Raw genomic sequence first — 22,669 nt, forward strand, 5'->3', positions numbered from 1 at the left:
AGGTGGAGTCAGGGTGGCATCGGACGACAGAGGAGGTGACCGCGCCGCGGTAAGCCGGGATGCATGGGGGCGGGAGCTGATCCGGCGGCTCACCTGCTGCTGGCTCCTGAAGGGGCTGGGAACCACCGTGTTGATGACCCTGTTCTTCATCGCCTATTTTCACCTGCTCAACTCGCCCATGGACGAGCCCGTGGTCATGCCCGAAACCTGGGTCGACCGTCGGGTGCTGTTCGAGCCGATGTTTTTCTATCTGTATGCCTCGCTGTGGCTGTACGTCTCGCTGGTCCCGGCCCTGATGCCGGATCGGGCGACATTGGTGCGTTACGGGGTGGCGATTACTGGATTGTGTCTGGCCGGCCTGGCGGTGTTTCTGGTCTTTCCCACCAGCATTGAGCGTGATCCGGGCCTGTGGGCGGGCGAGCCGGCCTTCGCCTGGTTGGCCGCCGTCGACAGCAGCGGCAACGCGTTTCCCTCCCTGCATGTCGCCAGTGCGCTGTTCAGCGCCTTCTGGATGGACCGTCTCATCCGGGCGATCGGCATGCCCGCCGTCTGGCGGGGGCTCTCGGCGCTCTGGGCGCTGGGTATCGCCTATTCCACCCTGGCCATCGGCCAGCATGTGTTCTGGGACGTGGTGGGCGGTGCGATCTTGGCCGCCGCCTTTGCCTGGCTCTCCGCGAACTGGTTGTCGGTACGACACCCGGCCGGGGTGCGAGCCACGCACGGCATGAGCCTCTCCCCCATTGACCGATCACCAGAGGTGGATCCATGAGCGCGCCGTCAGCCAGTCCGTCGTTGTCCCCGAGATTGCCCCGGCTCGGTATCACGGCCCTGACCGCCACCACGCCGGCCGGTCCGGGGCGGGGGGCCTTGCTGGCCGCGCTGCGTGACCGCCGCGGCGCGCTGGCGCCCTGCGACTTCCTCGACGTCGATCTGCCCACCTGGATCGGCCGCGTAACGGATCTCGAATCCGTCTCCCTCCCGGATGATCTTGCCGACTACGACTGCCGCAACAACCGGCTCGCCGAACTGGGTCTGCAGCAGGACGGTTTTGCCGAGGCGGTTGCGGCGGCGGTCCAGCGCCACGGCGCCGGGCGGATCGCCGTGGTCCTGGGCACCAGCACCTCGGGGATACTGCATACCGAATTGGCCTTCCGCGAACGCGACCCGGAAACCGGAGCGCTGCCCAGCCCTCTGCACTACGCGACCACGCACGAGTTGTCCTCCGCCCCCCGCTACGTGCGGCAACGCCTGGATCTCAAGGGGCCGGTCTATGCGGTGTCCACCGCCTGTTCGTCCAGCGGCAAGGTGTTTGCCAGTGCGCAACGCCTGATTGCCACCGGAATGTGCGATGCGGTCGTGGTCGGTGGCGTCGACAGTCTCTGTCTGACCACCTTGTACGGGTTTGCCTCGCTCGAGTTGACCTCAACCGGGCCCTGTCGGCCGGGCGATGCGGCCCGGAACGGCATCTCCATCGGTGAGGCGGCCGGATTCGCCCTGGTCGAGGCGGACCGCGGCGAGGCGCCTCTCTGCCTGTTTGGTGTGGGCGAGAGCGTCGATGCGCACCACATGTCCTCGCCGCATCCCGAGGGGCGGGGGGCGCAACTGGCGATGCGCCGGGCCCTGGATGCCGCCTCGCTTGCGCCGGCATCGGTGGATTACGTCAACCTGCATGGCACGGCCAGCCGGGTCAACGATGCCGCCGAGGACCGCGCACTGGAGGCCGTCTTCGGGCGGGGGCAGGTGTGCTCGTCGACCAAGGGATGGACGGGGCATACGCTGGGCGCGGCTGGTATCACGGGCCTGGTTACCGGGGCTCTCGCCATCGAACACGGTTTCCTGCCCGGTACGCTCAACACCGAGCAGGTCGACCCCGACTTCACGGCCGACTACCTGCTGGGCAATCGTGATCGGCGCCCGACCCGGGTGATGACCAACTCGTTCGGGTTCGGCGGGAACAATTGCAGCCTGTTGTTCGGTCGGCCGGAGGAAAACGCATGAAGCTATCGATCAGGGGGGTCGGTTTCGTCGGCGCCGCGCTGTCAGACTGGCGCGAGGCGGCGGATGCGTTGCGAACCGGGCGCGAGCCGGGTCACATGTCGGTCGCCGAACTGGGGCGGGCGCTCAAGGCCGATCGACTGCCGCGCACCGAGCGCCGCCGTGCCGGCAAGAGCACGCGACTGGCGATGACGGCCTGCTGGGAAGCGGTCGAGGCCGCCGGCCTCGATCCGGCCACCTTGCCGATGGTGTTTGCCTCGTCCACCGGCGATACCGAGGTGCTTACCCACAGTTGTGCCTCGCTCGCCGAGACGGACCGCATGATCTCGCCGATCCGCTTTCACAATAGCGTGCACAACGCGGCCTCGGGTTACTGGTCGATTTCGGTGGGGGCGCAGGAACCCGCCACCGCGATTGCCGCTCATCACGAGACCGCCGCGGCCGGACTGCTCGAGGCGGGGATGCAGGCCACCCTCGGGGATCGACCGGTGTTGCTGGTTGTCTATGACCTGCCGTTCCCCGAACCGATGCATCAGGCCGAACCAATTGCCGAGCCGCTCGCGATCGCCCTGGTGATCCAGTCGGCACAGGCAGGCGATACCGACCGACTGGCCATTACGCTTAGCGCCGAAACCGACCGTGGCGATGCCGGCATGGCCGGCCCGGCCTGGGAACGGCTGCGCCGGGAGGTGCCCGCCGGGCGGCTCCTGCCATTGCTGGAGGCCATGGTCCGGAGAGAGCCTGGTCGGTTCCCGCTTGCACTGGACGAGACCAGCTACCTTGACCTGAGCTATCAACCGAAGTGATGAATTCAAGTCCATGAATAACAAGGAAACGGTGCAAAGCAAACTGGCGCTGGTCACCGGGGCCAGCGGCGCGATCGGGGCAGCCATCGCTCGCCGACTGGCCGCCGATGGATTCGACCTGTTGCTGCATGCCAACCGTAACGTCGAGCGTGTAGAGGAGCTGGCCGTGGAGTTGCGGACCGCGGGAGGCGAGGCCGAGGCGCTGACTTTCGATGTGACCGACCCCGAGGCCGTCGACGCGGTCCTGGCGCCGATCCTCGCCGAACGAGCGATACAGGTGCTGGTGAATAACGCGGGCATGCACGATGATGGCCCGCTGGCGGGGATGTCCGCGGCGCGCTGGCGTGCGGTGGTGGATGTCTCGCTCAATGGCTTTCACCACGTGACCCAACCGGTGTTGCTGCCCATGATCCGCACCCGCTGGGGGCGGGTGATCAATATCGCTTCGGTCAGCGGGTTGATCGGTAACCGCGGCCAGAGCAATTATTCGGCGGCCAAGGCGGGGCTGATCGGTGCGACCCGGGCACTGTCCCGGGAGGTCGCCTCGCGAGGGGTGCTGGTCAACGCCGTTGCGCCGGGCCTGATCGAGTCGCCGATGAGCGCGGGTTCCGCCGCGGCGGATGGCATCAAGGATCACATCCCCATGCGCCGGGCCGGTCGACCGGAGGAGGTCGCCGAGGTGGTCGGTTTCCTGGCCGGCGAGGGTGCGGCCTATGTGACCGGGCAGGTGATCGCCGTCGATGGCGGCATGACGTGAGCCGAGGGCGATCGACCGAGGGCGACTGAAATGATCCAGCGGCCATGAAGCAGTCATGAAGCCAATCCATGCCAGGGCCGGCGGCTACCCCGTCATGCTCAGTTTCGACGACGGCCCGCGGCCCGGGTCGACCGAACGGATTCTCGACGTGCTGGCCGGGCGTGGCCTGCAGCCGGACCGCCCGTTGCGGGCGGCGTTCTTCACGCTTGCGCATAACCCACCGGGTTGGCTGGCCCGCCGCCTGCTGTTCGCCCCCTACGAGATCTGGACGGAGAAGGGGAGCCTCGTTCGTCACCCGGATCTGGCCCGCCGGATCATCGAGGAGGGGCACTGGCTGGGCAATCACGGTGCCACGCATTTCTGGCCGCGCTGGCCCTGGTATCGAAACCCGCGGCGGGTGGAGGCGCAACTGCTGGAATGGGAGCGGGTGGCGGATGCCGTGGTGCCCGCCTGGCGAGGGCGATCGGCACGCCTGGCGCGTGCGCCTTATCTGAGCCGGACTTCCGCCTGGCGCGCCGCCACGGCACGGACCGGTTTTACCGAGCTTGGGGGCATGACGACGGGGGATGCCGATCCGCGCGCCGCCTGCGACGATGTCCGCCGCACGCTGTTGACTCGGCTGGAGCGCGAACGTCGCCTCGCCGAGCAAACCAGCCGACCCGTGCTCCTGATCTTCCATGATATCCGTGAGCTGACCGCCGAGTGCCTCGATGGGTGGCTGGACGCGATCAGCGCGGCGGGGTATGCCCTGACCGACTTCGACCCCGACCGACTCTGATCCGTCAGTCCGTCAGCCGGCGTTCGTCAGCCAGACGGACAGACCCCCGTCGAGTATCACCGCGCCTTCGTGTTCCAGGATGAATCCGTACCGCGCCATTTCCCCGGCTTGCGCCTCGCAGGTCACGGTAATGCGCAGGGGGCCGGGCAACCCGTCGAGCCGATCCACGCGCGGGCTCAGGCTATTGGCCCGCGTGATCATGCCTTGCCCGGCCGCCTCGCCGTTGGACTGCAGCGCCAGGTGTAGGGCCATCGCCTGTCCGGCCATCTCCACACCGGCAAAGACGCCCAGTCGGCCACCGACGCGCAAGGGATTGTCGGGGCGGTGATGGGCCCGGGTCTCGCCGACCAGGCGGCTGTCATCGACGCGCAGGATTCGCTCGAGCTGGCAGACGTCACCGTGATGCGGTAGGAGGGCGCAAAGGGCGGGGCCGTCGAGGGCGGTCAGGTCGATCGGCATGGATACATACCTCAGGGCTGTTTTGTCGTCGGTGTCGAGCGATCGGACGGGGCGGCGAAGATCGCGGCCAGCAGCCAGGCCGCGAGCGCCCCCGGGGCCACCGTTGCCCCGATGGCCTGCAGCACGGGCACCGATGAGAATGCCAGCACACCGAAGGCCGTGACGGTGGTGGTCGTCGCCAGGGTCAGGGAGGCGAGGGTGCGCGCATCCAGTCCGTTGCTTTGGCCTGGCGGGGGCTGGAAAAACAGGGCGTAGTTCGAGCCGATGGCCGCGACCAGCAGCAGACCGACCAGGTGCAGCAGGGTCAGCTGTCCGCCAAACAGCGCGTGCCCGGCCACCACCAGCAGGACCGCGAGCGTGATCGGCAGCAGCGTGCGCAACGTGCGCCGAGGGCTTGCCTGCACGAGCAGGAGCAACAGGACGATCGCCGCGGCGCCCGCCACGGAGACCACCAGTGTGGTGTTGAGATAGCGGGCGTAGAGCCGGTTCGATTCTGCCAGCAGGTCGATCAGCACGGCGGATTCGACCGGGTCGATCGCCTCGCCCAGGGCCGCCAAGTCGCTGGGGCTGGCGGGATCGGTGTACAGGGTGATGACGGCCGCCGCGTGACCCGCTTTCCCGTCGGATGGCAATTGCCCGGCGACCGCGAGCCAGAGGGGCGTGCCCTCGAGGTCCGCGAGTCCGATCGCCGCCGCGTCTTTCTGGCGCGCCACGTCATCGACGAAGCCCGGCAGGCGGTCGGGTGATACCGGCAGGTCGGTGAGCGCCTGCGCAAGACGTTGCTCGAGTTCCTCCCCACTCGGCAGGGCCGCCTGTCGCGCGTGCTGCGTTGCCAGCGAGGGCAGGGTTTCGGTCGGCGAGCGATAGCCGGCGAGCAGACCGTTCTCGACGCGCTGATCCAGTATCGCGGTGACGCGCTCGGCGGCGCGTAGTGCCGCCTCGCGATCGTCGCCCTTCACGACAACCAAGTGGCGTGGGCTCGGGGAGCCGAGTTGCTCGCGCAGGCGGGTATCGGTGGCTTCCAGGCCGGGGTCGATCGGGGCAAGCCCGGAAAGCGTGTCTCGCCAGAGGCCGTCCTGCTGGAAGACGAGCACGGCCACGGCCAGTGCGCCCAGCAACACGGCAACCGACCGCAGTCGCCGCAACCCGGCGACCGGACGCTCGAGCCGTCGACCCAGCCCGGCGATGTCGGCGCGGGGCAGCCGTGGCCCCAGGATCGGCAGCACATAGCGGGTGACCAGCGCCGCGGTGAGCAGGCCGGTCATGGCGTAAAGGCCGATCTGCATCAAGCCCGGAAAGCCGGAGAAGAGCAGGGCGGCGAAACCGATCAGCGAGGTGATCAGGCCGAGGCGCACGGTGGGCCAGTAGTCCCGAAGCCAGGCGTGCTGCCCGGCCCGTTGCCCGGCCCTGTCCACGCGAGACTGCCGGGACTGGACAAAGTAGTAGATGCTGTAATCGATCGCCTCGCCCATCAGGGCGGTACCAAAACCGATCGTGATGCCGTGGACCTCGTCGAAGCCCAGTCCGACCATGGCAATCCCGACGGCTACCCCACTGCCGACTGGCAGCAACCCGGCCAACAGCACGGGCAACGAGCGATAGGCGAGCAGCAGCACCAGGGTCACCAGGATCACGCTGATGGTCGTGAACAGGGTGACCTCGGCCTTGATGTGGTCCCGCGCCTCGATGGCAAACATCGGTGAGCCGGCGATCACGAGCCGCAGGGAGGGATCGATGTCGCCGCGGATCGTGTCGAAGGCGGCCTGGATGCGTTGGGCGGCACGGGCCAGCCCGTCGGTGTCCGAGCCCGACGCACGGGCCTGCGCGACCAACAGCATGGTCGATTGATCGGAGGACGACCAGACGCCACAGCAGCGAGCCGGGCCGGCCCGGCCGGCTTGGGAATCGTGTCGGTCGAGCAGCGCCAGCATCTCCCCGGTGGGATCGCGCGGGAAGAGCTCGCGGGTGATGTCACCCAGGGGCGAGTTGAGCTCGCGTATCGACTCGCCGATCGCCCGGGTCAGCCCCTCGACCGAAAACCGCTCGGCATCGACCGCCGGGCTCAACAGATAGCGGTGCTCGAACAGGAACTGCCGGGCCTGCTCGTGGTGGGCCCGATCGCCGTTTTGCACGGCGGCGAAGGCGGGGTCATCGACCAGGTCGGCATGCAGCTGCCGGCTGGCCTTGGCCCGCTGCTCACCAGACCCGCCGTCGATTCCGACGAGGAAGGTGCGCGAGACCGCGCCGCGCTGGAGCTGATCCACCAGCAGTTGCTGCTCGGGGCTGGGCGAGGCAGGCAGGAAGGCGGACATGTCCGCCGTAAAGCGTGTCTGGGTGATCGAGTAGATGGCCAACAGCACGACCGTCAGCCACAGGCCGAGAATCAGGGCGGGATTGCGGCGTGGAGTCATGGGGACCGGCGCTCGTCGTCCGGATCAGCGTTGCCATGCGGGCCCAGTCGCATCACGCTGCGATCGCCATTGGCGAATTCCAGCGTCAACCGCTCGACGGCGGCGAGGCCCGCGTTGATCTGCCCGACCACCTCGATGCGCCGAATACGCTCGGCCAGCACCTGGCGACGCGGCAACAGGTGCAGCCGCCAGCCATTGCCCGGGCGTTCGCTGAGCACCAGTTCGTAGTCCTCGCGCAGGGCCTCGATCCGACCATTGAGGATGCCGCGTAGGCTGTCGGCCAGGGCCGCACCCTCGGGCGAGTCGTCCAGCTGCACGACCCGCCGGCGATCCTCGGCCTCGAACGTCAGTTGGTCGCCGTCGAGGATGAGGGTGCGTGCCTCGGGGTGACGTTGTTCCTGAACCAGCCGATCGGGGGGCTCGAAGGAGAGCCGGCCGCTGGATTCCAGTGGCTCGTCGAGGATGCCCAGATAGCGCGTCTGCTGGTAGTCCGTGCTGTCCGCGCCACGCTCGGCGAGCGCGGTGGCGAGCTCCTCGATGTTCAGGGCGTAGGTCGGGAGGGGCAGTGTCAACAGGATCAGTGCGGCGAAACGTCGGGAGAACGACAGGGTCATGGACGCTCCTCGGGTGAGTCCTGGGTGGACGAGGCCTGGGAGGTCGGGGCCTGGTTCGTTGGTGCCTGGCTTGAACCGCGGGCGGACGAGCCGGTTTGCGGCGCGTCGGTTTCCCGTGAGGGCTTGTGCTCGGCGTCTGCCCAGAAGTCGAAGAAATTGAACCAGTTGTCGGGGTGCTCGCGCACCTGTGCCTCCAGGCATTCGACGTAGCGATCCATCGCGGCCTCGACGGCCTTCGCGCGCTCACGGCGCGACACCTGGCGAAAATCGGCCAGGGGCTCGAAATGGATTCGGTAGCGGTTGCCGCCGAGGTAGATGCCGGCCATGAACAACAGCCGTTGGCGAAGTATCGCGGCCATGCGAAACGGGCCGACGGCAAAACGCGCCGGGCGGCCGAGAAATGGCCGCGTGCCCATCGGGTCACCCTCGAGGCTGCGATCGGCAAGCATGCCGATCAGTTCCCCCTGATCGAGACGGGCGCCTGCCTCGAGCATCGAGTCGATCCGCCCGAGCGGGATGATGTCTCGGGAGCGCTCGGGCGCGATGGCGGCGAGTACGCGCTGGATCTTCCGGGCGTTTTCCGGGTACATCATCATGCTGATGGGCAGATCGCGCTCGACACGACCCATGGCCCGCAGGACGTCAAAGCTGCCGAAATGCGCCCCGACCAGGATCGCCGACTCCGGTGGCTCGAAGCATTCACCACCCACCACCTCGATCTCGAACGCATCAAAGCGACCGCTGAGGAAGAACACCCGGTCGTGGATGGTGCTGGCGAACGCATGGAAATGTCGATAGATCGCCGCCAGGCGAGGCGGTCGGCCATGAACCTGGTGCAGAAAGTCCCGGCTTGCGCGGCGGGCGGTGGGGACGAATAGCAGGAAATAGAGGCTGATGGGGGCCAGCAGCAGTCGAGTCGTCCGTCGGCCGGCCCGACGCGAGAGGAACACCATCAACCGGATCAACGCCGGGTGTCCCCGTTCCCGGCGCGCATGCCATTGGTTGGATTCCGACTCCGGCGTGGTCACCGACTGGCCTCCTCGGCATGCTTGCGGGGTGGCTCGAGCAGCACGTCCAGCACGAGGTAGGCCTCACCGTCGACAGGGACAGCCACGACCTGCAAACGCGTTCGCTCGCGCCGTGCGGGTTGATGTTCGACTCGGAGCGGCACCTCCGGGCGGGCCGGGGCGAGAAAGCGTGCCTGGCGGACGATACGATTCAGGACATCGCCTTGACGGGCCTGGGCCTGGGCGTGGGCGTAGGCCGAAACGGCCCAGTCGAGGAGCACGCTGCCGGGCAAGAGGGGGTTGCCCGGGAAATGCCCGGCGAATACGGGTGTTTGCGCTGGCGGCGTCCATTCGGCCAGGAAATGGCTGGAAGGTTTCATCAGCTCGCATCCCGTTGCTGGTGGTCGGAATCGTTGCTGTCGGTCAACAGGGTATCGAGCGCATCGCGTGTGATTTTCCCGGTGGCGTTGACCGGCATCTGGTCGACGAGCAAGAGGGGGCGGGGCAGAAAGACCGGGTCAAGTCGATCCCGCAGGGCGCGGCGAATCGCGTCGGCGGTCAGTCCCGGGCCGCGCACCACCGCGGCCAATCGCTCGGGCTGTCCGTCACTGGCACCGGCCGAGCGTGGACGAAAGAACAGACCGTCCTCCACGCCGTCGATCGCCCGCAGGGTGGCGTTCAGATACTCGATCGAACTGCGTTTCCCGGCAATGTTGACCTGATTGGCCAGTCGGCCGATCAGCCGGAAGCGGCGCGCATCCACCCGTTCGATGCAATCGGCCAGGGCTACCGGGCGTTCGACATGGCCACCCGAGGCGATTACCTCGCCACTGGCCGTCACCTCGAGATCAACGCCCTCCATCAGTCGCCAGTCGGCGCCCTGGGTGGGTTGGCGCACCGCGATCTGGCCGGTCTCGGTGGAGCCGTAGATCTCCTGGAGTGCCCCGCCCAGCGTCTGCTCGGCGCGGGCGGCAAGCCTGGGCTCCAGCGGGGCGGTGGCACAGAGCATGTGCTCGCAGGGCGGCAGGGCACAGTCCGAGGCCAGCAGATGATGCAGGTGATAGGGCGTGGTCACCAGCATGCGCGGCGAGGGCAGTGCGGCTAGCGAGGCGGCTATGTCGCCGGGGAAGAACGGTTGATCGACGGACAGGGTCGCACCGCCGCAGAGCGCGGCGAGGATCAGCGACTCGAAGCCATACATGTGTTGGGAGGGCACCGTCCCGAGCAGGTGAATGCCGACCAGTCGATCCTGGTGGGCGTTGTCCGTGCGGCGGTGGTGGACATCCAGGGCATCGGCGGCGACCCGGGTGTTCGCCACCAATCGTCCCCAGTGCTTGTCGTGGCCCCGTGGCTTGCCGGTGGTGCCCGAGGTGAATACCCGCGCGATCAGCTGGCCCCTGGGGATCCGCGGGATCTGGGGAACCTGGCGAGCGTATTCCGCCTGTGAACGTGTCTGCCGCAAGGGGGGAATGGCCACCTGGGGTGCGCAGGCCGTCAGGGTCGGTTCGAGCGGCTGGTCGCCGTCGTGGAGGATGACGGTATTCGGGTGGTCGGCGAGCAGGTCCCGGATGGCGCCCCGACTGCGGGTCGAGGGCATGAGGCTGACTTGTGCGCCGAGGATGCCGGCGACCAGCCCCACCAGGAACTGATCTCGGCGGCCGGCAAGGTTGACCAGATGCTTGACCGGGCCGGGCAGGGCACCGAGGGATTCCTGCAGCTCTTGGGCGCTGGCCAGCACGTCGGCCACCGTCCAGCGTTGGTCCCCGTCCAGCAGCACCACCCGGTCGAGGTTGCCGTCCGGGACCAGCGGGATGGAATCGGATCTGGCGTCGCTCATGGCTGACTCCGTCGTTCGGTGGTGTCGCGAACGTGGCGGCGGTAGGCGATGACCGCACTCCAGGGGCTGGAAAGATCCTCACGTGGCAGGACTTGCCGCCGTATCAGGTATTCGAGCACGAACATCAGGGCGACCAGCGGGAAGGTGGCGTAGACGGCGTAGTCGGCCCAGATGGCGGGGCCGGCAAGGGCCATCAGCGCCACCGAGACCCCGGTGTTGATGACAAAGAACAGCCCCCACGCCCAGGTGACCTGCCGGGTGTAGCGATTCAGCGCCGGTGACATCGAGGTGTGGACCTGTTGGGCGAAATGCGTGCAGGCAGGCACCCGGCCCGATTGCAGGCTGGTCAGGAAAAAGGCGGCCAGGGCGATGTGCACCGCCAGATGTTGCAGCAGATAAAGCAGCGAAACACGCTCGTGCAGGACGGTCGCGCTACCCAGCAAGAGCAGCGGCAGTCCGGCCAGCGCGATCAGGCCAACGATGCGGTTGAAGCGAGGGAGCGTCAGAACCAGGAGGATGACGCCCAGCGGGCTCAAGGCCAGCGCCGCCTGGGCGAACGAGACCTGGTCTTGCCCGGCGAAGAGATGGGCGAGCACGACGTTGAGCGCCACCATGGTGCCGATTAGCCAGCCACGGAGTCGCTTGCCGGCGGCGTTGCCGCTTACTTGGTCCGGTTCTCGGCGATGAAGCGGCATAGGTTGCGCAAGGAGGCGAAGATCTGTTCGTTGCGGTCATCGTCGGAGCGCAGGTTTAACCCGTAACGGCGCGAGACGACCAGGGCGATCTCCAGCACGTCGATGGAATCAAGACCCAACCCGTCACCGAACAACGGTTCGTCGGGATCGATTTCCTCGGGCGTCTCGTCGAGGTTCAGGGCGTCCACCAGTTCGGCGGCAACCTCGGGGATCAGGGCATCGATGCTGTTGTCTTGGCTTTCGGTCATCGTTTGAATCGGTCTGTCGGTGAGCTGTCGGTGAAAAAAGGGGAGCGGCCGGTCAACCGCCGGCGCGCTTGAAGGCCAGCACGGCATTGCTGCCGCCGAACGCGAACGAATTCGACAGCGCGGCCCGGATGTCAGGGACCTCACGTGCCTCGCCGCGGACGTGGTCGACCCCCTCGCAGGCGGAGTCGAGGTGTTCCAGATGCGCGGTGGGCGGGAGTTTACCCTGTCGCAGCGCCAGGACGGTCAGGGCCGCCTCGATTGCACCCGTCGCGCCCATGGCGTGGCCATGGACCGCCTTGGTGGCGCTGACCGGGAGATGTTGCGCCCGGGTGTTGCCAAAGGCCTCGCGGATGGCGCGTACCTCGATCGCATCGCCCTCCGTGGTCGCGGTGCCGTGCGCGTTGATGTAGCCAATCGCATCGGCGTCAATCCCGGCATCGGTCAGTGCGGCCTGGATGGCCCGTACCTGGCCACGGTGGTCCGGGCGGACGACGTGGCTGGCATCGTTGGACGCGCCATAGCCGGCCAGTTCGGCCAGGATCGGGGCCCCGCGGCGTTGGGCGTGTTCAAGCGATTCAAGCACCAGGCAGGCCGCGCCTTCGGCGAGCACCAGCCCATGGCGATCCGGGTGGAATGGCCGGCAGGCTCGGTGGGCACTGTCCTCGTCGCCCGGGGCGAGCATGTGCATCGCATCCCAGGCCCGCAGCACGCCGACACCGAGGGGCAGGTCCGACCCGCCGGCGACCATCAGATCCATTTCGCCGTCGCGGATGCGCTCGTAGGCCTCGCCGATGGCGATGGCGGCCGAGGCACAGGCGACGCTATGGGTCACGGACCGTCCGCCCAGCCCATAGCGGATACCGATCTGCGAGGCGGCGGCGTTGTTCATGCCCATGACCACCGACATCGGCGAGAGGCGCTTGCGCCCCTCCTTCCAGAAGGCGCGGTAGCCGTTCTCGAAGGTGTTGATCCCCCCGAGCGCGGTTCCCCAGTGGACCCCGGCGCGTGGATTGGGTTCCTCGACCGCCGGCATCAATTGCGCCTGCTGCCAGGCCTCGTCGGTGGCCAGCAGGGCCAGGCGCGCGAAGGGGTCGGTGCTGCGGCAGGTTGCCTTGCCGAGTCGCGCCTCGAAGTCGATCGGGTCGAAGTGGACGGCAGGCGTGCAGCCGCCGATCGTCTCGTCGCCGTAGGGAAACAGACGAACACTCGACTCGCCGGCCACGGCGCGCTCGAATACCGCGTTGGTATTGCCACCGAACGGGTCGAGGATGGAAAGGCCGGTCACGACCACCCGTGCCTGGCGGCGGGAGTCAGGCATCGGTAGGCAAATGGGGCTGGAGGATGTCGATCAGGTCCTGGACCGTCTCCGGCGTACCGACGTCGCTTCCCAGTTCAATTTCCATTTGTTCTTCGAGCGTAAAGATCAACTCGAGCAGCGTGAACGAATCGACGCCGAGCTCATCGAGCCGACTGGAGGGCGTCACGGTGGCCGGGTCGAGGTCCGTGTTCTCGGCAATCCCCTTGCGGATCAGTTCCAGTGCCTGCATGCGTTTCTTCCTGTCTGCGCCTGGCACCGTTGTCGAGCGTGTCTCGATCCAGTCCCTGGCTCGAGAATCCACCGACGGTGGCGGCGTGGGCTAGCTCAAAAACAAAAAAGACACCCGGAGGTGTCTCATTCGTCCGATCTGGTGGCGGAGGGTCAGGGATTCGAACCCTGGAAGGGCTATTAACCCTTGCCGGTTTTCAAGACCGGTGCATTCAACCGCTCTGCCAACCCTCCGAAGCCCGCGCATCTTCCGCGATCGGGGCTGCTGGTGTCAAGCCGGTCATCCGTTGTTGCGGATATGCAACATGCCGTGTGGCGTTCGAGCAAAAAAGCCCCCGGGGCTCGGGAACCGGACTGCCGTGCGCCAGTCACAGCGCAGCAACTCGATACGGTTTTGCTGGTCGAGTGCTGTGATATTGTTTTTCTCAGTCTCGTGTTGATCAAGTATCCCAATCCAAGGAGATCGAATTATGCGTTGGTCCTATCTTGCTTCTGTCGGTGCACTGGCCGTGGTTCTCTCGGCGTGTAGCTCCACGCCGGGTTCTGGGCCGGGTGCCGGTGATGGTGCCGGTGCCGACTCCGCTTCGGCCGATGGTGCCCAAAGCACCGGCATGAGGGGCGCTGGCGGAATGAGCGAGTCCGAGTTGTACGAAGGTCAGCCGGTTGAGCGTGAGCGCGTGGTCTACTTCGGCTTCGACGAGTACTCGGTTGCCGGTCAGTACCAGGGCATGCTGCAAGCCAATGCCGAGTTCCTGAAGGAGAACGGCAATCGCGAAGTGGTGATCGAAGGTCACACCGACGAGCGTGGCAGCCGCGAGTACAACATCGCGCTGGGTGAGAAGCGTGCCAATGCCGTTCGTGACGTGCTGCTCTCCTACGGCGTCTCCTCAAGCCAGATCGATACCGTCAGCTATGGCGAAGAGCGTCCGGCGGTTGACGGCACGGGCGAGTCCGCCTGGGCGAAGAATCGTCGTGCGGTAATCGAATACGGCCAGTAAGTCGCCTGATGTAGCCGGTCGGGGCAAACCCGCCCAAGAATGCGAAAGCCAGGCATTTGCCTGGCTTTTTTCGTTGTGGTGGGGCGATCAGTCCTGCAGCGGCGTGCCACGGTGGCGGTCGCGGACGTTCGGGTAGGGCCGTGCCGGGGGGGGGATCAGCACCGTGTTGAAGTGCTCGGCCCGGGGGTTCGTATGGGGGAAGTCCTTGCTGTAATGCAGTCCACGGCTTTCGTGGCGGGTGAGTGCCGAGCGGACGATCAGGTCGGCGACTTCCACCAGGTTGCGCAGTTCGATCAGGTTGTTGCTGACGCGGAAATGCGCGTAGTAGTCGTGGATCTCGCGGCGTAGGAGGTTGACCCGGTCACGGGCGCGGTACAGGCGCTTGGTGGTGCGCACGATGCCGACATAGCTCCACATGCTGCGGCGTAGCTCGTCCCAGTTGTGCGTGACCACCACGGCCTCGTCCGGGTCGGTGACTTGGCTTTCGTCCCAGGCCGGGATGGCCGGATGCTCGCGATCGCCCGAAGCCGGTTGGGTGGCGATGCGTTCGGCGGCGGCCTGGGCGAAGACGAGACACTCGAGCAGCGAGTTGCTGGCGAGTCGATTGGCGCCGTGCAGGCCGGTGTGGGCGGTTTCGCCGATGGCGTAGAGGTTGTCGATGTCGGTACGCCCGTGTTCGTCGACCATCACCCCGCCACAGGTGTAGTGGGCGGCGGGGACCACCGGCAGCGGTTCCTGGGTCATGTCGTAACCGAACTCCAGGCAGCGGGCGTGGATCATCGGGAAATGGGTCTCGATGAACTCGCGCCCCTTGAAGCTGATGTCCAGATAGACGCAATCGATGCCCAAACGCTTGATCTCGGCATCAATGGCGCGAGCGACGATGTCACGCGGCGCCAGTTCGGCGTCGGGGTGGTGATCGGCCATGAATCGGGTGCCGTCCGGTCGCAGCAGCACGCCGCCTTCACCGCGCACCGCCTCGCTGATCAGGAAGGATTTGGCACGCGGTTCGTACAGGCAGGTGGGGTGGAACTGGATGAATTCCATGTTCGAGACCCGGCAGCCGGCGCGCCAACCCATCGCGATGCCGTCGCCCGTTGCGCCATCCGGGTTAGTGGTGAACAGGTAGGCCTTGGCGGCGCCACCGGTGGCGAGCGCCGTATGACGCGCCCGCACGGTGACCACGCGGTCGTTCTTGATGTCCAGGACGTAGGCCCCCAGACAGGCGTCACGGGTCTCCCCCAGTCGACGGGCGGTGATCAGGTCGACCGCGTTGTGGTGCTCGAGCACGGTGACGTTCTCACGCGCTCGGACGGCGCTCACCAGCGTTTCCATCAGGGAACGGCCGGTGTGATCGGCGGCATGGGCGACGCGGCGCTGGCTGTGACCTCCTTCGCGTGTCAGGTGGAGGCGTTCCGGGTCGTCGTGGTCGTGACTGAATGGCATCTCCAGCGACTTGAGCCACTCGATCTGCTCCGGGCCGGCACGCACCACTCGTTCAACCACCTCGCGCTCGGGCAGGCCGGCACCCGCCTTGACGGTGTCCTCGATGTGTTGCTCGATGTCCTCGGTGCCGCCCAGGGCCGCCGCGATCCCACCCTGGGCCCAGGGCGTGCTCCCGCCGACCAGTCCGGCCTTGCTGAGCACCAGTACCCGCAGGTTGGCAGGCAGCCGCAGGGCCATGGCGAGCCCGGCGGCCCCCGAACCAATGATCAGGATGTCGCTCTGAAGGGTGCTGCTGTCTTTCCGCTCGCTCATGAATGCTTGCAAGTCCTCGTGCCGTCGGCCGCACAGATGCGGCGGCCGGCATATGTCTCAAACGCAGGTTTTCGGTACACTGCCTTCGGGCGAGTATACGTGCTTGAGCGGCTCGGCATGGGGATCGGGCATTGCCTAGTCTCGGTGTTGATCGACAATGCGGTCCGGATTAGCTGACAAGCCAACTCGGTTATCGCCGATCCGTTGCTGTCGACCGGTGGTTGTCGATCGGGGTCGCCGCCACGTCACCTTCCTTAAATTAACGATTTGTACGCAGGTAGGACCGGATACGGAAATGAGCGTCGAGGAGAACGACAAGGCCCTGGTGGCCCGCGCCCGCAAGGGCGACCGGCGAGCCTTCGATCTCCTGGTCCTCAAATACCAGCACCGCGTGCAACGGTTGATCGCGCGTTACATTCGTGACCCGGAGCAAGTGTTTGACTTGGCTCAGGAAACCTTCATAAAGGCCTACCGGGCGCTGGAGCGTTTTCGGGGTGATAGCGCGTTCTATACCTGGATTTATCGCATCGCCGTCAATACCGCCAAGAACCAGCTCGCCTCGGATGCACGGGCCGGCTACATGGTGTCGTTGAACTCCGGCGGATCGGACGAGTCTGACGAACCAATGATGGAGCCCGAGGCGTTGCGCGATGGCGGAACGCCTGACGCGCTCGCAGCGACCGAGGAACTCAGGGCGGCCATTGATCGGGCGATCTCGGATCTGCCCGAGGATCTGCGCACGGCCTTGACGCTGCGAGAAATGGAAGGGTTGAGTTACGACGAGATCGCGGCGGTCATGGACTGCCCGATCGGAACCGTGCGGTCGAGGATTTTCCGCGCCCGTGAAGCCATTGAGCAGTCGATTGAACCGTTCAAAGGCGGTTAATTTAGGTGGCAACTGTGATGAAGCAACAGCAGGCAAACGAACCGACATCCCTTCGGGACACCATTTCGGACTGGTGGGACGATGAATGGCGGGTAGATGATCGAGAAATCGACGCGCTGCTGGCCGATATCGATGGCGTTCGTTCGCATACGCGTGACTACGACCTGATTGGTGGTCGGCTGCGCGGCGAGTCGTTGGTCACACGTGATCTGCTCGATTCCATCAATACCCGCCTGGACGAGATCCCGGATGCCGAACGTCCGGGCGGCGGCAAGGTGGTGTCGCTGGCGAGTGCCCGCAATTGGCCGACTCGCCGTGTCTGGCAGGGTGCGGTGGCGGCCTCGCTGTTTGCCGCGGTCACGGCCGTTGGCCTGACCCTCTCAACCGGAGAACGTGCGACCGTCGACGGGAAGGCACCCATGCAGGCCGCGGCGCCGACCGACAACGATCGCGCCGTCATGGCGTCACTCAACGCACAGGAAGTGCCTGAGGGTGCGTCGCCGGCGGCGATCGCGGCCAAACCACAGCAAAGTCGGGTAATCCAGGCTTCCACGGCGCCGGGCAATGCCTCCCAATTGCCCGATTGGGCGACGGGACGAAGCAATTCCGGCCCGGATCCGTATGTGGTGACGCATTACCGCATGGCGTCGCCCGAGTTCGGCACCACCGGCCCCGAGGCGCGGGCCGCGACCTTTGACCGAAAGTAAGCGAGGCGTGATGCAAGTAGTGCGGTTGCCTTTTAGCAAGCCATTCTCGTTGGCCACCCTCGCTTTGGCGGGGGTGGCTTTCTGTTGTGCGCCCGTCAGGGCCGAGCCGATGCTCAAGGCCCTGCCGGCGGAACCGGAAGCACCCAGCAGCCTGGAAACCCCGGCCGAAGGTCCTGCCCAGACCGACACGGAAACCCTGCGTGATCGCGTTCGCGGGATGGTCGAGGCCATGGCCAGCCGGACCTACGGTGGGCGGTTCATCCACATGCGGGGCGATCAGATCGACCTGATGCGGGTGGTGCATCGTCGGGTGGATGGCAAGCGTGTTGAGCTGATGGTTGCCGAGAACGGCGAGGTGCGGGAGATTCGTCGACTGGGCGACCGGTGCGCCTGTCTCTGGCCGGAACGTCGCCAGGTCATGCTGGGCGATTATCCCAACATCAACAGTCGGCTTTCCGGCGAGCGTTTCGAGTCCATCGATCGGCTCGAGGACGACTACCGCCTGATTGACCTCGGCGCCAGTCGTGTGGCTGGGGTGAGCTGCAATCTGATGGCCGTCGTGCCGCGCGACGATTATCGTTACGGCTACAAGCTCTGCATCGGCGAGCAGGACTCGTTGCTGCTGCGCATGAGCATCTACGACGAGCGCGGTCGGCCGATCGAGCACAACCAATTTACCCAACTCGAACCGCTGGACTCGGTGGAGCTGACATTCCAGGACGAGCTGCTTGCCGGCCTGGAGACGGATTTCGAACGGATCGAGTTGGGCGGCGAGCCGGTGGAACAGGCGCCCATCCGCCAGAGTGCCTGGGTCGTTGATCCGTTGCCGGCCGGCTACGAGATCAGTTCACGCAGTTGGCGGCGCAATCCGGTGACCGGCCAGTATTTCGAGCACATGGTGATCACCGACGGGTTGGCAACGGCTTCGGTTTTCGTCGAGAAACGCGACGGCGATGCGGCGCGACAGGTGACGCGCACCGACCAGGGGATGACGATGGCGGCGCGCAGTGTCGACAACGTGCGTATTACCGCCATAGGCGACGTTCCCTCGGCGACGGTCGAATCCCTGGTCGAAAACACGATGCGCGTTCCGGCCGCGACGGACACGGTTCACGGCGACAGCCGCCGGGGCGAATAATGGAGCCGGAGCGGGCGTCGATCGACCAACCGGTGCTCGAGGCGGCGCGCGTGGTCGCCGTGGAGGCGGGAGGTGCTTGGCTCGAGTCGGAGGGGCAGAGCGGCTGTGCCAATTGCCGGGAAGGTCGCGGCTGTGGTGTCAGTGTGTTCCAGCGGCTCTTCCGTTTGCCCCGTCATCGGCTCTACCTGCCCACCGAGGAGGCCTTGTCGGTGGGCGATCACGTGGTGATCGCGCTCTCGCAACGGGCGGTGTTGACGGCCTCGTTGTGGCTCTATCTCGCTCCGTTGGTCGGGCTCATGGCGGGCGCGCTGGTGGCCGAGACACTGATTGCGCGTGAATGGGTGACGGTCCTGGGTGCAATGGCTGGATTGGCCGGCGCCCTGTTGGTGGTGCGCGGTCGCCAACACCGTCAGGCCCGCTCCGGGGCGTTCTTCCCCGTCCTTCACGAAATCACGCTTCGCCAGGCGGGCGAGTTGTCCCACGAGTCACCGAACAAGTCGTCGTAACAGATTGATTTTTCTTGACGTGGATTCGGAGTAAGCTTGCGCATGCGCCATGCCAGATAGTCGCCGCGGCGCCCCGAATCCTCGTCTTTCACGTTTCCCCGGTCGTTTCCCGATGCATTCACCCCGGATGGTCTTTCCGCGCCTCGCGAGGTTCCCGCGGGCACTAATACTCGTCCTGTTGTCGACGCTGTTGATGGCGGGCTGCACGGATCCCGAGGATCAGCGTCCCGCCGAGCAGGTGACCGGTTTGCCGGACTTCACCCTGTTGGTGGAGGCCAACGCCTCGTCGGTCGTCAACATTACCGGCGTGAGCAGCCTGCCGTCCCTGTCCGCAGAGGGGCAGGGTGGAGACAGTCGTCACGACTGGATGCGCGGTTTGTTCGGCGAACGTGCGGACGAACTGCCCGGCCCGCTGCTGCCGCAGGAAAATGACGGGTCGGGCTTTATCCTCAGCGAGGATGGCTACATCGTCACCAACGCGCACGTGATCGACGGGGCGAGCAAGGTGTTCGTGCGCCTGATCGACGGACGCGAACTGGTGGCCGACGTGGTGGGCATCGACGGCATCGGCGATATCGCGCTGCTCAAGGTGGAGGCCGACGGACTTCCCTCGGTGTCACTGGGCGATTCCGACGAGGTGCGCCCGGGCCAGTGGGCGTTGGCGATCGGTTCGCCCTACGGGTTCGACCAGACCGTGACCGCCGGCATCATCAGCGGGCTGGGGCGTCATCTCCCGGGCCAATCGAACCAGCCCTACGTGCCCTTTATCCAGAGCGACGTTGCCATCAACCCGGGCAATTCGGGTGGGCCGCTGTTCAACACGCGCGGGCAAGTGGTCGGGATCAATGCCCAGATCTTCACCGAGTCCGGTGCCTTCAACGGGATTTCCTTCGCGATCCCGATCAACTATGTCGTCGACGTGATCCGCCAGATAAAGCAGAATGGTGAGGTCAAGCGGGGCTTTCTCGGGGTCGAGGTGCGTGGCGTGAGTCGTCAGCTCGCCGACCGCCTGGGGCTGGAAGCGGCCCGTGGAGCCGAGGTGGTGAGAATTGTCGAGGGTTCGCCGGCGGCCGATTCGTCGGTCGAGGCGGGGGACATCATCCTTGCCGTCAATGACATTCCGCTCGCCGATGGCGCCGGCCTTACCGAGGCATTGGGATCGCTGCCGCCTGGTTCCCAGGCCACACTCGAGGTATGGACAGCCGGGGCGACGCACCGGGTCGAGATCACCCTGGCCGCGTTGCCCGAACCAACGGAGTCACCGTCGGACACGACCATCCCCGAGTCCCCGGAGGAGCCTGAACTGGTCGTGATCGAGACCCTCGGGATGATCCTGCGGCCAGAGGAGGGTGGCGGGGTACGCATCGGCGAGCTTGATCCGAAGGGACCGGCCACCCTGGCCGGGCTGATGCCGGGGGACCACCTGATCTCCATCGATCGCCAGCCCGTGGACACCTTGACGGCGGCGTATCGTGAAATTGCCCGCATCGCGCACAATCGCGGCGGCAAGGGCAACGATCTGGTGCTGTTTCTGGTCGAACGTGATGGAGAACAACGCTTCTTCATGCCCGCCTTTGCCGGCAACCCGCACAAGTCACCCTGACTTCGTGCAGCCCCATGCCTTGCCCTATATACTGGGCGGCTCTTCTCGCGGCGCGTTTTCGTTGACCGCGGGACTTTCCCACGAACCGAAAGTTAAACCTCTATGGCGTCCGAGCGACTCTCCCGGATTCGCAATTTCTCGATCATTGCGCATATTGACCACGGCAAGTCGACCTTGGCCGATCGCATCATTCAGCGCTGTGAAGGCCTCGAAGAGCGCGAGATGAGCGCGCAGGTGCTCGATTCGATGGACATCGAGCGCGAGCGCGGTATCACCATTAAGGCGCAAAGCGTCTCGCTGGACTATCACTCCCGCGACGGTGAGACCTATCGCCTGAACTTCATCGACACCCCTGGGCACGTGGACTTCTCCTACGAGGTGTCGCGTTCGCTCGCTGCCTGCGAGGGGGCGTTGCTGGTGGTGGATGCCTCGCAAGGTGTCGAGGCCCAGTCGGTGGCCAACTGCTACACCGCGATCGACCTCGGTCTCGAGGTCGTGCCGGTGCTGAACAAGATCGACTTGCCGGCCGCCGAACCCGACCGGGTCAAGGCCGAGATCGAGGACATCATCGGCATCGAGGCGCAGAACGCCGTGAACTGCTCGGCCAAGACAGGCGAGGGCGTCGACGAGGTGGTCGAGCGCCTGATCGAGCAGATTCCGCCGCCACAAGGCAACGAGGACGGCCCGCTCAAGGCGCTGATCGTCGATTCCTGGTTCGACAACTACGTCGGCGTGGTCGCGCTGGTGCGCGTCATCGACGGGGCGATCCGGCCCAAGGCCAAGATCAAGGCCATGGGGACGGGCGATGTGTTCACCGTCGACAAGACCGGGGTGTTCACCCCCAAGACGCTAGCGCGAGATGGACTGCTCGCCGGCGAGGTGGGCTTCGTGATCGCGGGTATCAAGGACATCGACTCGGCCAAGGTGGGCGATACCCTGACCGATGCCGAGAATCCGGCCGATGGCCCGCTGCCGGGCTTCAAGGAGATGCAGCCGCGGGTATTCTCCGGTCTGTACCCGGTGGAGGCGGATCACTACGACGACCTGCGCGAGGCACTGCGAAAGCTTCGTCTGAACGACGCGGCATTGCACTTCGAGCCGGAAGTCTCCACCGCGCTGGGCTTCGGCTTCCGCTGTGGCTTTCTGGGGCTGCTGCACATGGAGATCATCCAGGAGCGGCTCGAGCGCGAGTACGACATCGACCTGATCACCACCGCGCCCACGGTCATCTTCGAGATCGAGGAAAAGGACGGCACGACCTACCAGATCCACAATCCCTCGCAGCTGCCGGAGCCGACGCTGATCAACGAGATCCGCGAGCCGATAATCGAGGCGCACATCCTCTGCCCGCAGGACTACGTCGGGCCGGTACTCAGCCTGTGCATGGAAAAGCGCGGCGTGCAGAAGAACATGCTCTATTCCGGCAACCAGGTAACCCTGATCTTCGATCTGCCGATGGCCGAGGTGGTACTCGATTTCTTCGATCGCCTGAAATCGGTTTCGCGCGGTTATGCATCCTTCGATTACCACCTGGACCGCTTCGAGGCGGCCCGCCTGGTCAAGATGGACATCCTGATCAACGGCGAGGCGGTCGATTCGCTCTCGCTGATCGTCCACCGCGACAAGGCCGAGCAGCGGGGCCGCGAGTTGGTGGAGAAGCTCAAGGAGCTGATCCCGCAGCAGATGTTCGAGGTGGCGCTGCAGGCGGCCATCGGCGGCAAGATCATCGCGCGGACCAACGTCAAGGCGCTGCGCAAGAACGTGCTGGCCAAGTGCTACGGCGGCGATGTCTCGCGCAAGAAGAAGCTGATCGAGAAGCAGAAGGCCGGCAAGAAACGCATGAAGAACATCGGCAAGGTCGAGGTGCCCCAGGAAGCGTTCCTCGCCGTCTTGCAAATGGACAACAAGAACTGATTGTCG

The 22,669-nt window shown here is 65.9% G+C and carries 23 protein-coding genes and 1 tRNA gene; 12 read left to right on the forward strand and 12 right to left on the reverse strand.

Going from position 1 to position 22,669, the window contains the following annotated elements; translation table 11 throughout:
• Positions 1–13: 13 nt before the first annotated feature.
• From SR882_RS06010 to SR882_RS06030, 5 genes are read left to right on the forward strand one after another with little or no spacing between them, the layout of a single operon-like run.
• Positions 14–769, forward strand: a complete 756-nt coding sequence (locus tag SR882_RS06010; RefSeq protein ID WP_322520356.1) for a phosphatase PAP2 family protein — start codon at positions 14–16, stop codon at positions 767–769.
• The gene (locus tag SR882_RS06015; RefSeq protein ID WP_407653299.1) at positions 766–1,998 is read left to right on the forward strand and encodes a beta-ketoacyl-[acyl-carrier-protein] synthase family protein; all 1,233 of its coding nucleotides are present in this window, start codon (positions 766–768) and stop codon (positions 1,996–1,998) included. The genes SR882_RS06010 and SR882_RS06015 overlap by 4 nt, the downstream gene beginning before the upstream one ends.
• Positions 1,995–2,801, forward strand: a complete 807-nt coding sequence (locus SR882_RS06020) for a beta-ketoacyl synthase chain length factor (protein WP_322520357.1) — start codon at positions 1,995–1,997, stop codon at positions 2,799–2,801. Before SR882_RS06015 ends, SR882_RS06020 begins: the two co-directional genes overlap by 4 nt.
• A gap of 13 nt (positions 2,802–2,814) precedes the next feature.
• Positions 2,815–3,558 carry a 3-oxoacyl-ACP reductase FabG gene (gene fabG / locus SR882_RS06025; RefSeq protein WP_322520358.1) on the forward strand — a complete coding sequence of 248 codons (744 nt, stop codon included), beginning with the start codon at positions 2,815–2,817 and terminating at the stop codon, positions 3,556–3,558.
• A 55-nt stretch (positions 3,559–3,613) separates the two neighbouring features.
• A complete protein-coding gene (locus tag SR882_RS06030) occupies positions 3,614–4,336 on the forward strand; it encodes a polysaccharide deacetylase family protein (protein ID WP_322520359.1) in 723 nt (240 codons plus the stop codon).
• Positions 4,337–4,348: 12 nt separating this feature from the next.
• Here the strand turns inward: SR882_RS06030 and SR882_RS06035 are convergent, their stop codons facing one another.
• The 11 genes from SR882_RS06035 to SR882_RS06085 all read right to left on the reverse strand — a co-directional run bounded on the left by SR882_RS06035 (position 4,349) and on the right by SR882_RS06085 (position 13,387).
• A complete protein-coding gene (locus SR882_RS06035) occupies positions 4,349–4,795 on the reverse strand; it encodes a hypothetical protein (protein WP_322520360.1) in 447 nt (148 codons plus the stop codon).
• An 11-nt stretch (positions 4,796–4,806) separates the two neighbouring features.
• Complete coding sequence (locus tag SR882_RS06040; protein WP_322520361.1) at positions 4,807–7,206, reverse strand: MMPL family transporter; 2,400 nt, start codon at positions 7,204–7,206, stop codon at positions 4,807–4,809.
• On the reverse strand, positions 7,203–7,820 hold the full coding sequence (locus SR882_RS06045) for an outer membrane lipoprotein carrier protein LolA (RefSeq protein WP_322520362.1): 618 nt from the start codon (positions 7,818–7,820) through the stop codon (positions 7,203–7,205). Before SR882_RS06045 ends, SR882_RS06040 begins: the two co-directional genes overlap by 4 nt.
• Entirely contained in the window at positions 7,817–8,848 is a 1,032-nt protein-coding gene (locus SR882_RS06050; RefSeq protein ID WP_322520363.1) for an LpxL/LpxP family acyltransferase, read from the reverse strand. The genes SR882_RS06045 and SR882_RS06050 overlap by 4 nt, the downstream gene beginning before the upstream one ends.
• On the reverse strand, positions 8,845–9,207 hold the full coding sequence (locus SR882_RS06055) for a hypothetical protein (RefSeq protein WP_322520364.1): 363 nt from the start codon (positions 9,205–9,207) through the stop codon (positions 8,845–8,847). Before SR882_RS06055 ends, SR882_RS06050 begins: the two co-directional genes overlap by 4 nt.
• Positions 9,207–10,664 carry an AMP-binding protein gene (locus tag SR882_RS06060; RefSeq protein WP_322520365.1) on the reverse strand — a complete coding sequence of 486 codons (1,458 nt, stop codon included), beginning with the start codon at positions 10,662–10,664 and terminating at the stop codon, positions 9,207–9,209. Before SR882_RS06060 ends, SR882_RS06055 begins: the two co-directional genes overlap by 1 nt.
• The gene (locus SR882_RS06065) at positions 10,661–11,359 is read right to left on the reverse strand and encodes a COG4648 family protein (protein WP_322520366.1); all 699 of its coding nucleotides are present in this window, start codon (positions 11,357–11,359) and stop codon (positions 10,661–10,663) included. Before SR882_RS06065 ends, SR882_RS06060 begins: the two co-directional genes overlap by 4 nt.
• A complete protein-coding gene (locus SR882_RS06070; RefSeq protein ID WP_407653300.1) occupies positions 11,326–11,607 on the reverse strand; it encodes a phosphopantetheine-binding protein in 282 nt (93 codons plus the stop codon). The genes SR882_RS06065 and SR882_RS06070 overlap by 34 nt, the downstream gene beginning before the upstream one ends.
• A gap of 52 nt (positions 11,608–11,659) precedes the next feature.
• A complete protein-coding gene (locus SR882_RS06075; RefSeq protein WP_322520367.1) occupies positions 11,660–12,925 on the reverse strand; it encodes a beta-ketoacyl-[acyl-carrier-protein] synthase family protein in 1,266 nt (421 codons plus the stop codon).
• Entirely contained in the window at positions 12,918–13,154 is a 237-nt protein-coding gene (locus SR882_RS06080) for an acyl carrier protein (RefSeq protein WP_322520368.1), read from the reverse strand. The genes SR882_RS06075 and SR882_RS06080 overlap by 8 nt, the downstream gene beginning before the upstream one ends.
• A 142-nt stretch (positions 13,155–13,296) precedes the next feature.
• A tRNA-Ser gene (locus SR882_RS06085) sits at positions 13,297–13,387 on the reverse strand.
• 395 nt (positions 13,388–13,782) lie between these two features.
• On the opposite strand from SR882_RS06085, the gene pal reads away from it, so the two are divergent.
• Positions 13,783–14,151 carry a peptidoglycan-associated lipoprotein Pal gene (gene pal / locus SR882_RS06090; RefSeq protein ID WP_322520369.1) on the forward strand — a complete coding sequence of 123 codons (369 nt, stop codon included), beginning with the start codon at positions 13,783–13,785 and terminating at the stop codon, positions 14,149–14,151.
• Between the two features lie 87 nt (positions 14,152–14,238).
• Here the strand turns inward: pal and nadB are convergent, their stop codons facing one another.
• Positions 14,239–15,909 carry an L-aspartate oxidase gene (gene nadB, locus SR882_RS06095; protein WP_322520370.1) on the reverse strand — a complete coding sequence of 557 codons (1,671 nt, stop codon included), beginning with the start codon at positions 15,907–15,909 and terminating at the stop codon, positions 14,239–14,241.
• A 295-nt stretch (positions 15,910–16,204) separates the two neighbouring features.
• Here nadB and rpoE point away from each other — a divergent pair, with 295 nt between their 5' ends.
• From rpoE to lepA, 6 genes are all read left to right on the forward strand, one after another.
• Positions 16,205–16,795, forward strand: coding sequence for an RNA polymerase sigma factor RpoE (gene rpoE, locus SR882_RS06100; protein ID WP_322520371.1), 591 nt, complete (start codon positions 16,205–16,207; stop codon positions 16,793–16,795).
• Between the two features lie 17 nt (positions 16,796–16,812).
• The gene (locus tag SR882_RS06105; RefSeq protein ID WP_322520372.1) at positions 16,813–17,502 is read left to right on the forward strand and encodes a hypothetical protein; all 690 of its coding nucleotides are present in this window, start codon (positions 16,813–16,815) and stop codon (positions 17,500–17,502) included.
• A gap of 109 nt (positions 17,503–17,611) precedes the next feature.
• Positions 17,612–18,640 (forward strand): MucB/RseB C-terminal domain-containing protein, encoded by a 1,029-nt coding sequence (locus tag SR882_RS06110; protein ID WP_322520373.1) that lies wholly within the window; start codon positions 17,612–17,614, stop codon positions 18,638–18,640.
• The gene (locus SR882_RS06115; protein ID WP_322520374.1) at positions 18,640–19,146 is read left to right on the forward strand and encodes a SoxR reducing system RseC family protein; all 507 of its coding nucleotides are present in this window, start codon (positions 18,640–18,642) and stop codon (positions 19,144–19,146) included. The genes SR882_RS06110 and SR882_RS06115 overlap by 1 nt, the downstream gene beginning before the upstream one ends.
• 193 nt (positions 19,147–19,339) lie before the next feature.
• On the forward strand, positions 19,340–20,749 hold the full coding sequence (locus SR882_RS06120) for a trypsin-like peptidase domain-containing protein (RefSeq protein ID WP_322520375.1): 1,410 nt from the start codon (positions 19,340–19,342) through the stop codon (positions 20,747–20,749).
• A gap of 102 nt (positions 20,750–20,851) precedes the next feature.
• Positions 20,852–22,663 carry a translation elongation factor 4 gene (lepA, locus tag SR882_RS06125; protein ID WP_322520376.1) on the forward strand — a complete coding sequence of 604 codons (1,812 nt, stop codon included), beginning with the start codon at positions 20,852–20,854 and terminating at the stop codon, positions 22,661–22,663.
• The last annotated feature ends 6 nt before the right edge of the window (positions 22,664–22,669 follow it).

It is taken from the genome of Guyparkeria halophila, assembly GCF_034479635.1.
Classification (GTDB): domain Bacteria; phylum Pseudomonadota; class Gammaproteobacteria; order Halothiobacillales; family Halothiobacillaceae; genus Guyparkeria; species Guyparkeria halophila.

Coding starts and splice junctions, on each gene's coding strand:
- SR882_RS06015 (WP_407653299.1), top strand. CDS start 766: ATGAGCGCGCCGTCAGCCAGTCCGTCGTTGTCCCCGAGATTGCCCCGG.
- SR882_RS06020 (WP_322520357.1), top strand. CDS start 1,995: ATGAAGCTATCGATCAGGGGGGTCGGTTTCGTCGGCGCCGCGCTGTCA.
- fabG (WP_322520358.1), top strand. CDS start 2,815: ATGAATAACAAGGAAACGGTGCAAAGCAAACTGGCGCTGGTCACCGGG.
- SR882_RS06030 (WP_322520359.1), top strand. CDS start 3,614: ATGAAGCCAATCCATGCCAGGGCCGGCGGCTACCCCGTCATGCTCAGT.
- SR882_RS06035 (WP_322520360.1), bottom strand. CDS start 4,795: ATGCCGATCGACCTGACCGCCCTCGACGGCCCCGCCCTTTGCGCCCTC.
- SR882_RS06040 (WP_322520361.1), bottom strand. CDS start 7,206: ATGACTCCACGCCGCAATCCCGCCCTGATTCTCGGCCTGTGGCTGACG.
- SR882_RS06045 (WP_322520362.1), bottom strand. CDS start 7,820: ATGACCCTGTCGTTCTCCCGACGTTTCGCCGCACTGATCCTGTTGACA.
- SR882_RS06055 (WP_322520364.1), bottom strand. CDS start 9,207: ATGAAACCTTCCAGCCATTTCCTGGCCGAATGGACGCCGCCAGCGCAA.
- SR882_RS06060 (WP_322520365.1), bottom strand. CDS start 10,664: ATGAGCGACGCCAGATCCGATTCCATCCCGCTGGTCCCGGACGGCAAC.
- SR882_RS06065 (WP_322520366.1), bottom strand. CDS start 11,359: ATGCCGCTTCATCGCCGAGAACCGGACCAAGTAAGCGGCAACGCCGCC.
- SR882_RS06070 (WP_407653300.1), bottom strand. CDS start 11,607: ATGACCGAAAGCCAAGACAACAGCATCGATGCCCTGATCCCCGAGGTT.
- SR882_RS06075 (WP_322520367.1), bottom strand. CDS start 12,925: ATGCCTGACTCCCGCCGCCAGGCACGGGTGGTCGTGACCGGCCTTTCC.
- SR882_RS06080 (WP_322520368.1), bottom strand. CDS start 13,154: ATGCAGGCACTGGAACTGATCCGCAAGGGGATTGCCGAGAACACGGAC.
- pal (WP_322520369.1), top strand. CDS start 13,783: ATGAGCGAGTCCGAGTTGTACGAAGGTCAGCCGGTTGAGCGTGAGCGC.
- nadB (WP_322520370.1), bottom strand. CDS start 15,909: ATGAGCGAGCGGAAAGACAGCAGCACCCTTCAGAGCGACATCCTGATC.
- rpoE (WP_322520371.1), top strand. CDS start 16,205: ATGAGCGTCGAGGAGAACGACAAGGCCCTGGTGGCCCGCGCCCGCAAG.
- SR882_RS06105 (WP_322520372.1), top strand. CDS start 16,813: ATGAAGCAACAGCAGGCAAACGAACCGACATCCCTTCGGGACACCATT.
- SR882_RS06110 (WP_322520373.1), top strand. CDS start 17,612: ATGCTCAAGGCCCTGCCGGCGGAACCGGAAGCACCCAGCAGCCTGGAA.
- SR882_RS06115 (WP_322520374.1), top strand. CDS start 18,640: ATGGAGCCGGAGCGGGCGTCGATCGACCAACCGGTGCTCGAGGCGGCG.
- SR882_RS06120 (WP_322520375.1), top strand. CDS start 19,340: ATGGCGGGCTGCACGGATCCCGAGGATCAGCGTCCCGCCGAGCAGGTG.
- lepA (WP_322520376.1), top strand. CDS start 20,852: ATGGCGTCCGAGCGACTCTCCCGGATTCGCAATTTCTCGATCATTGCG.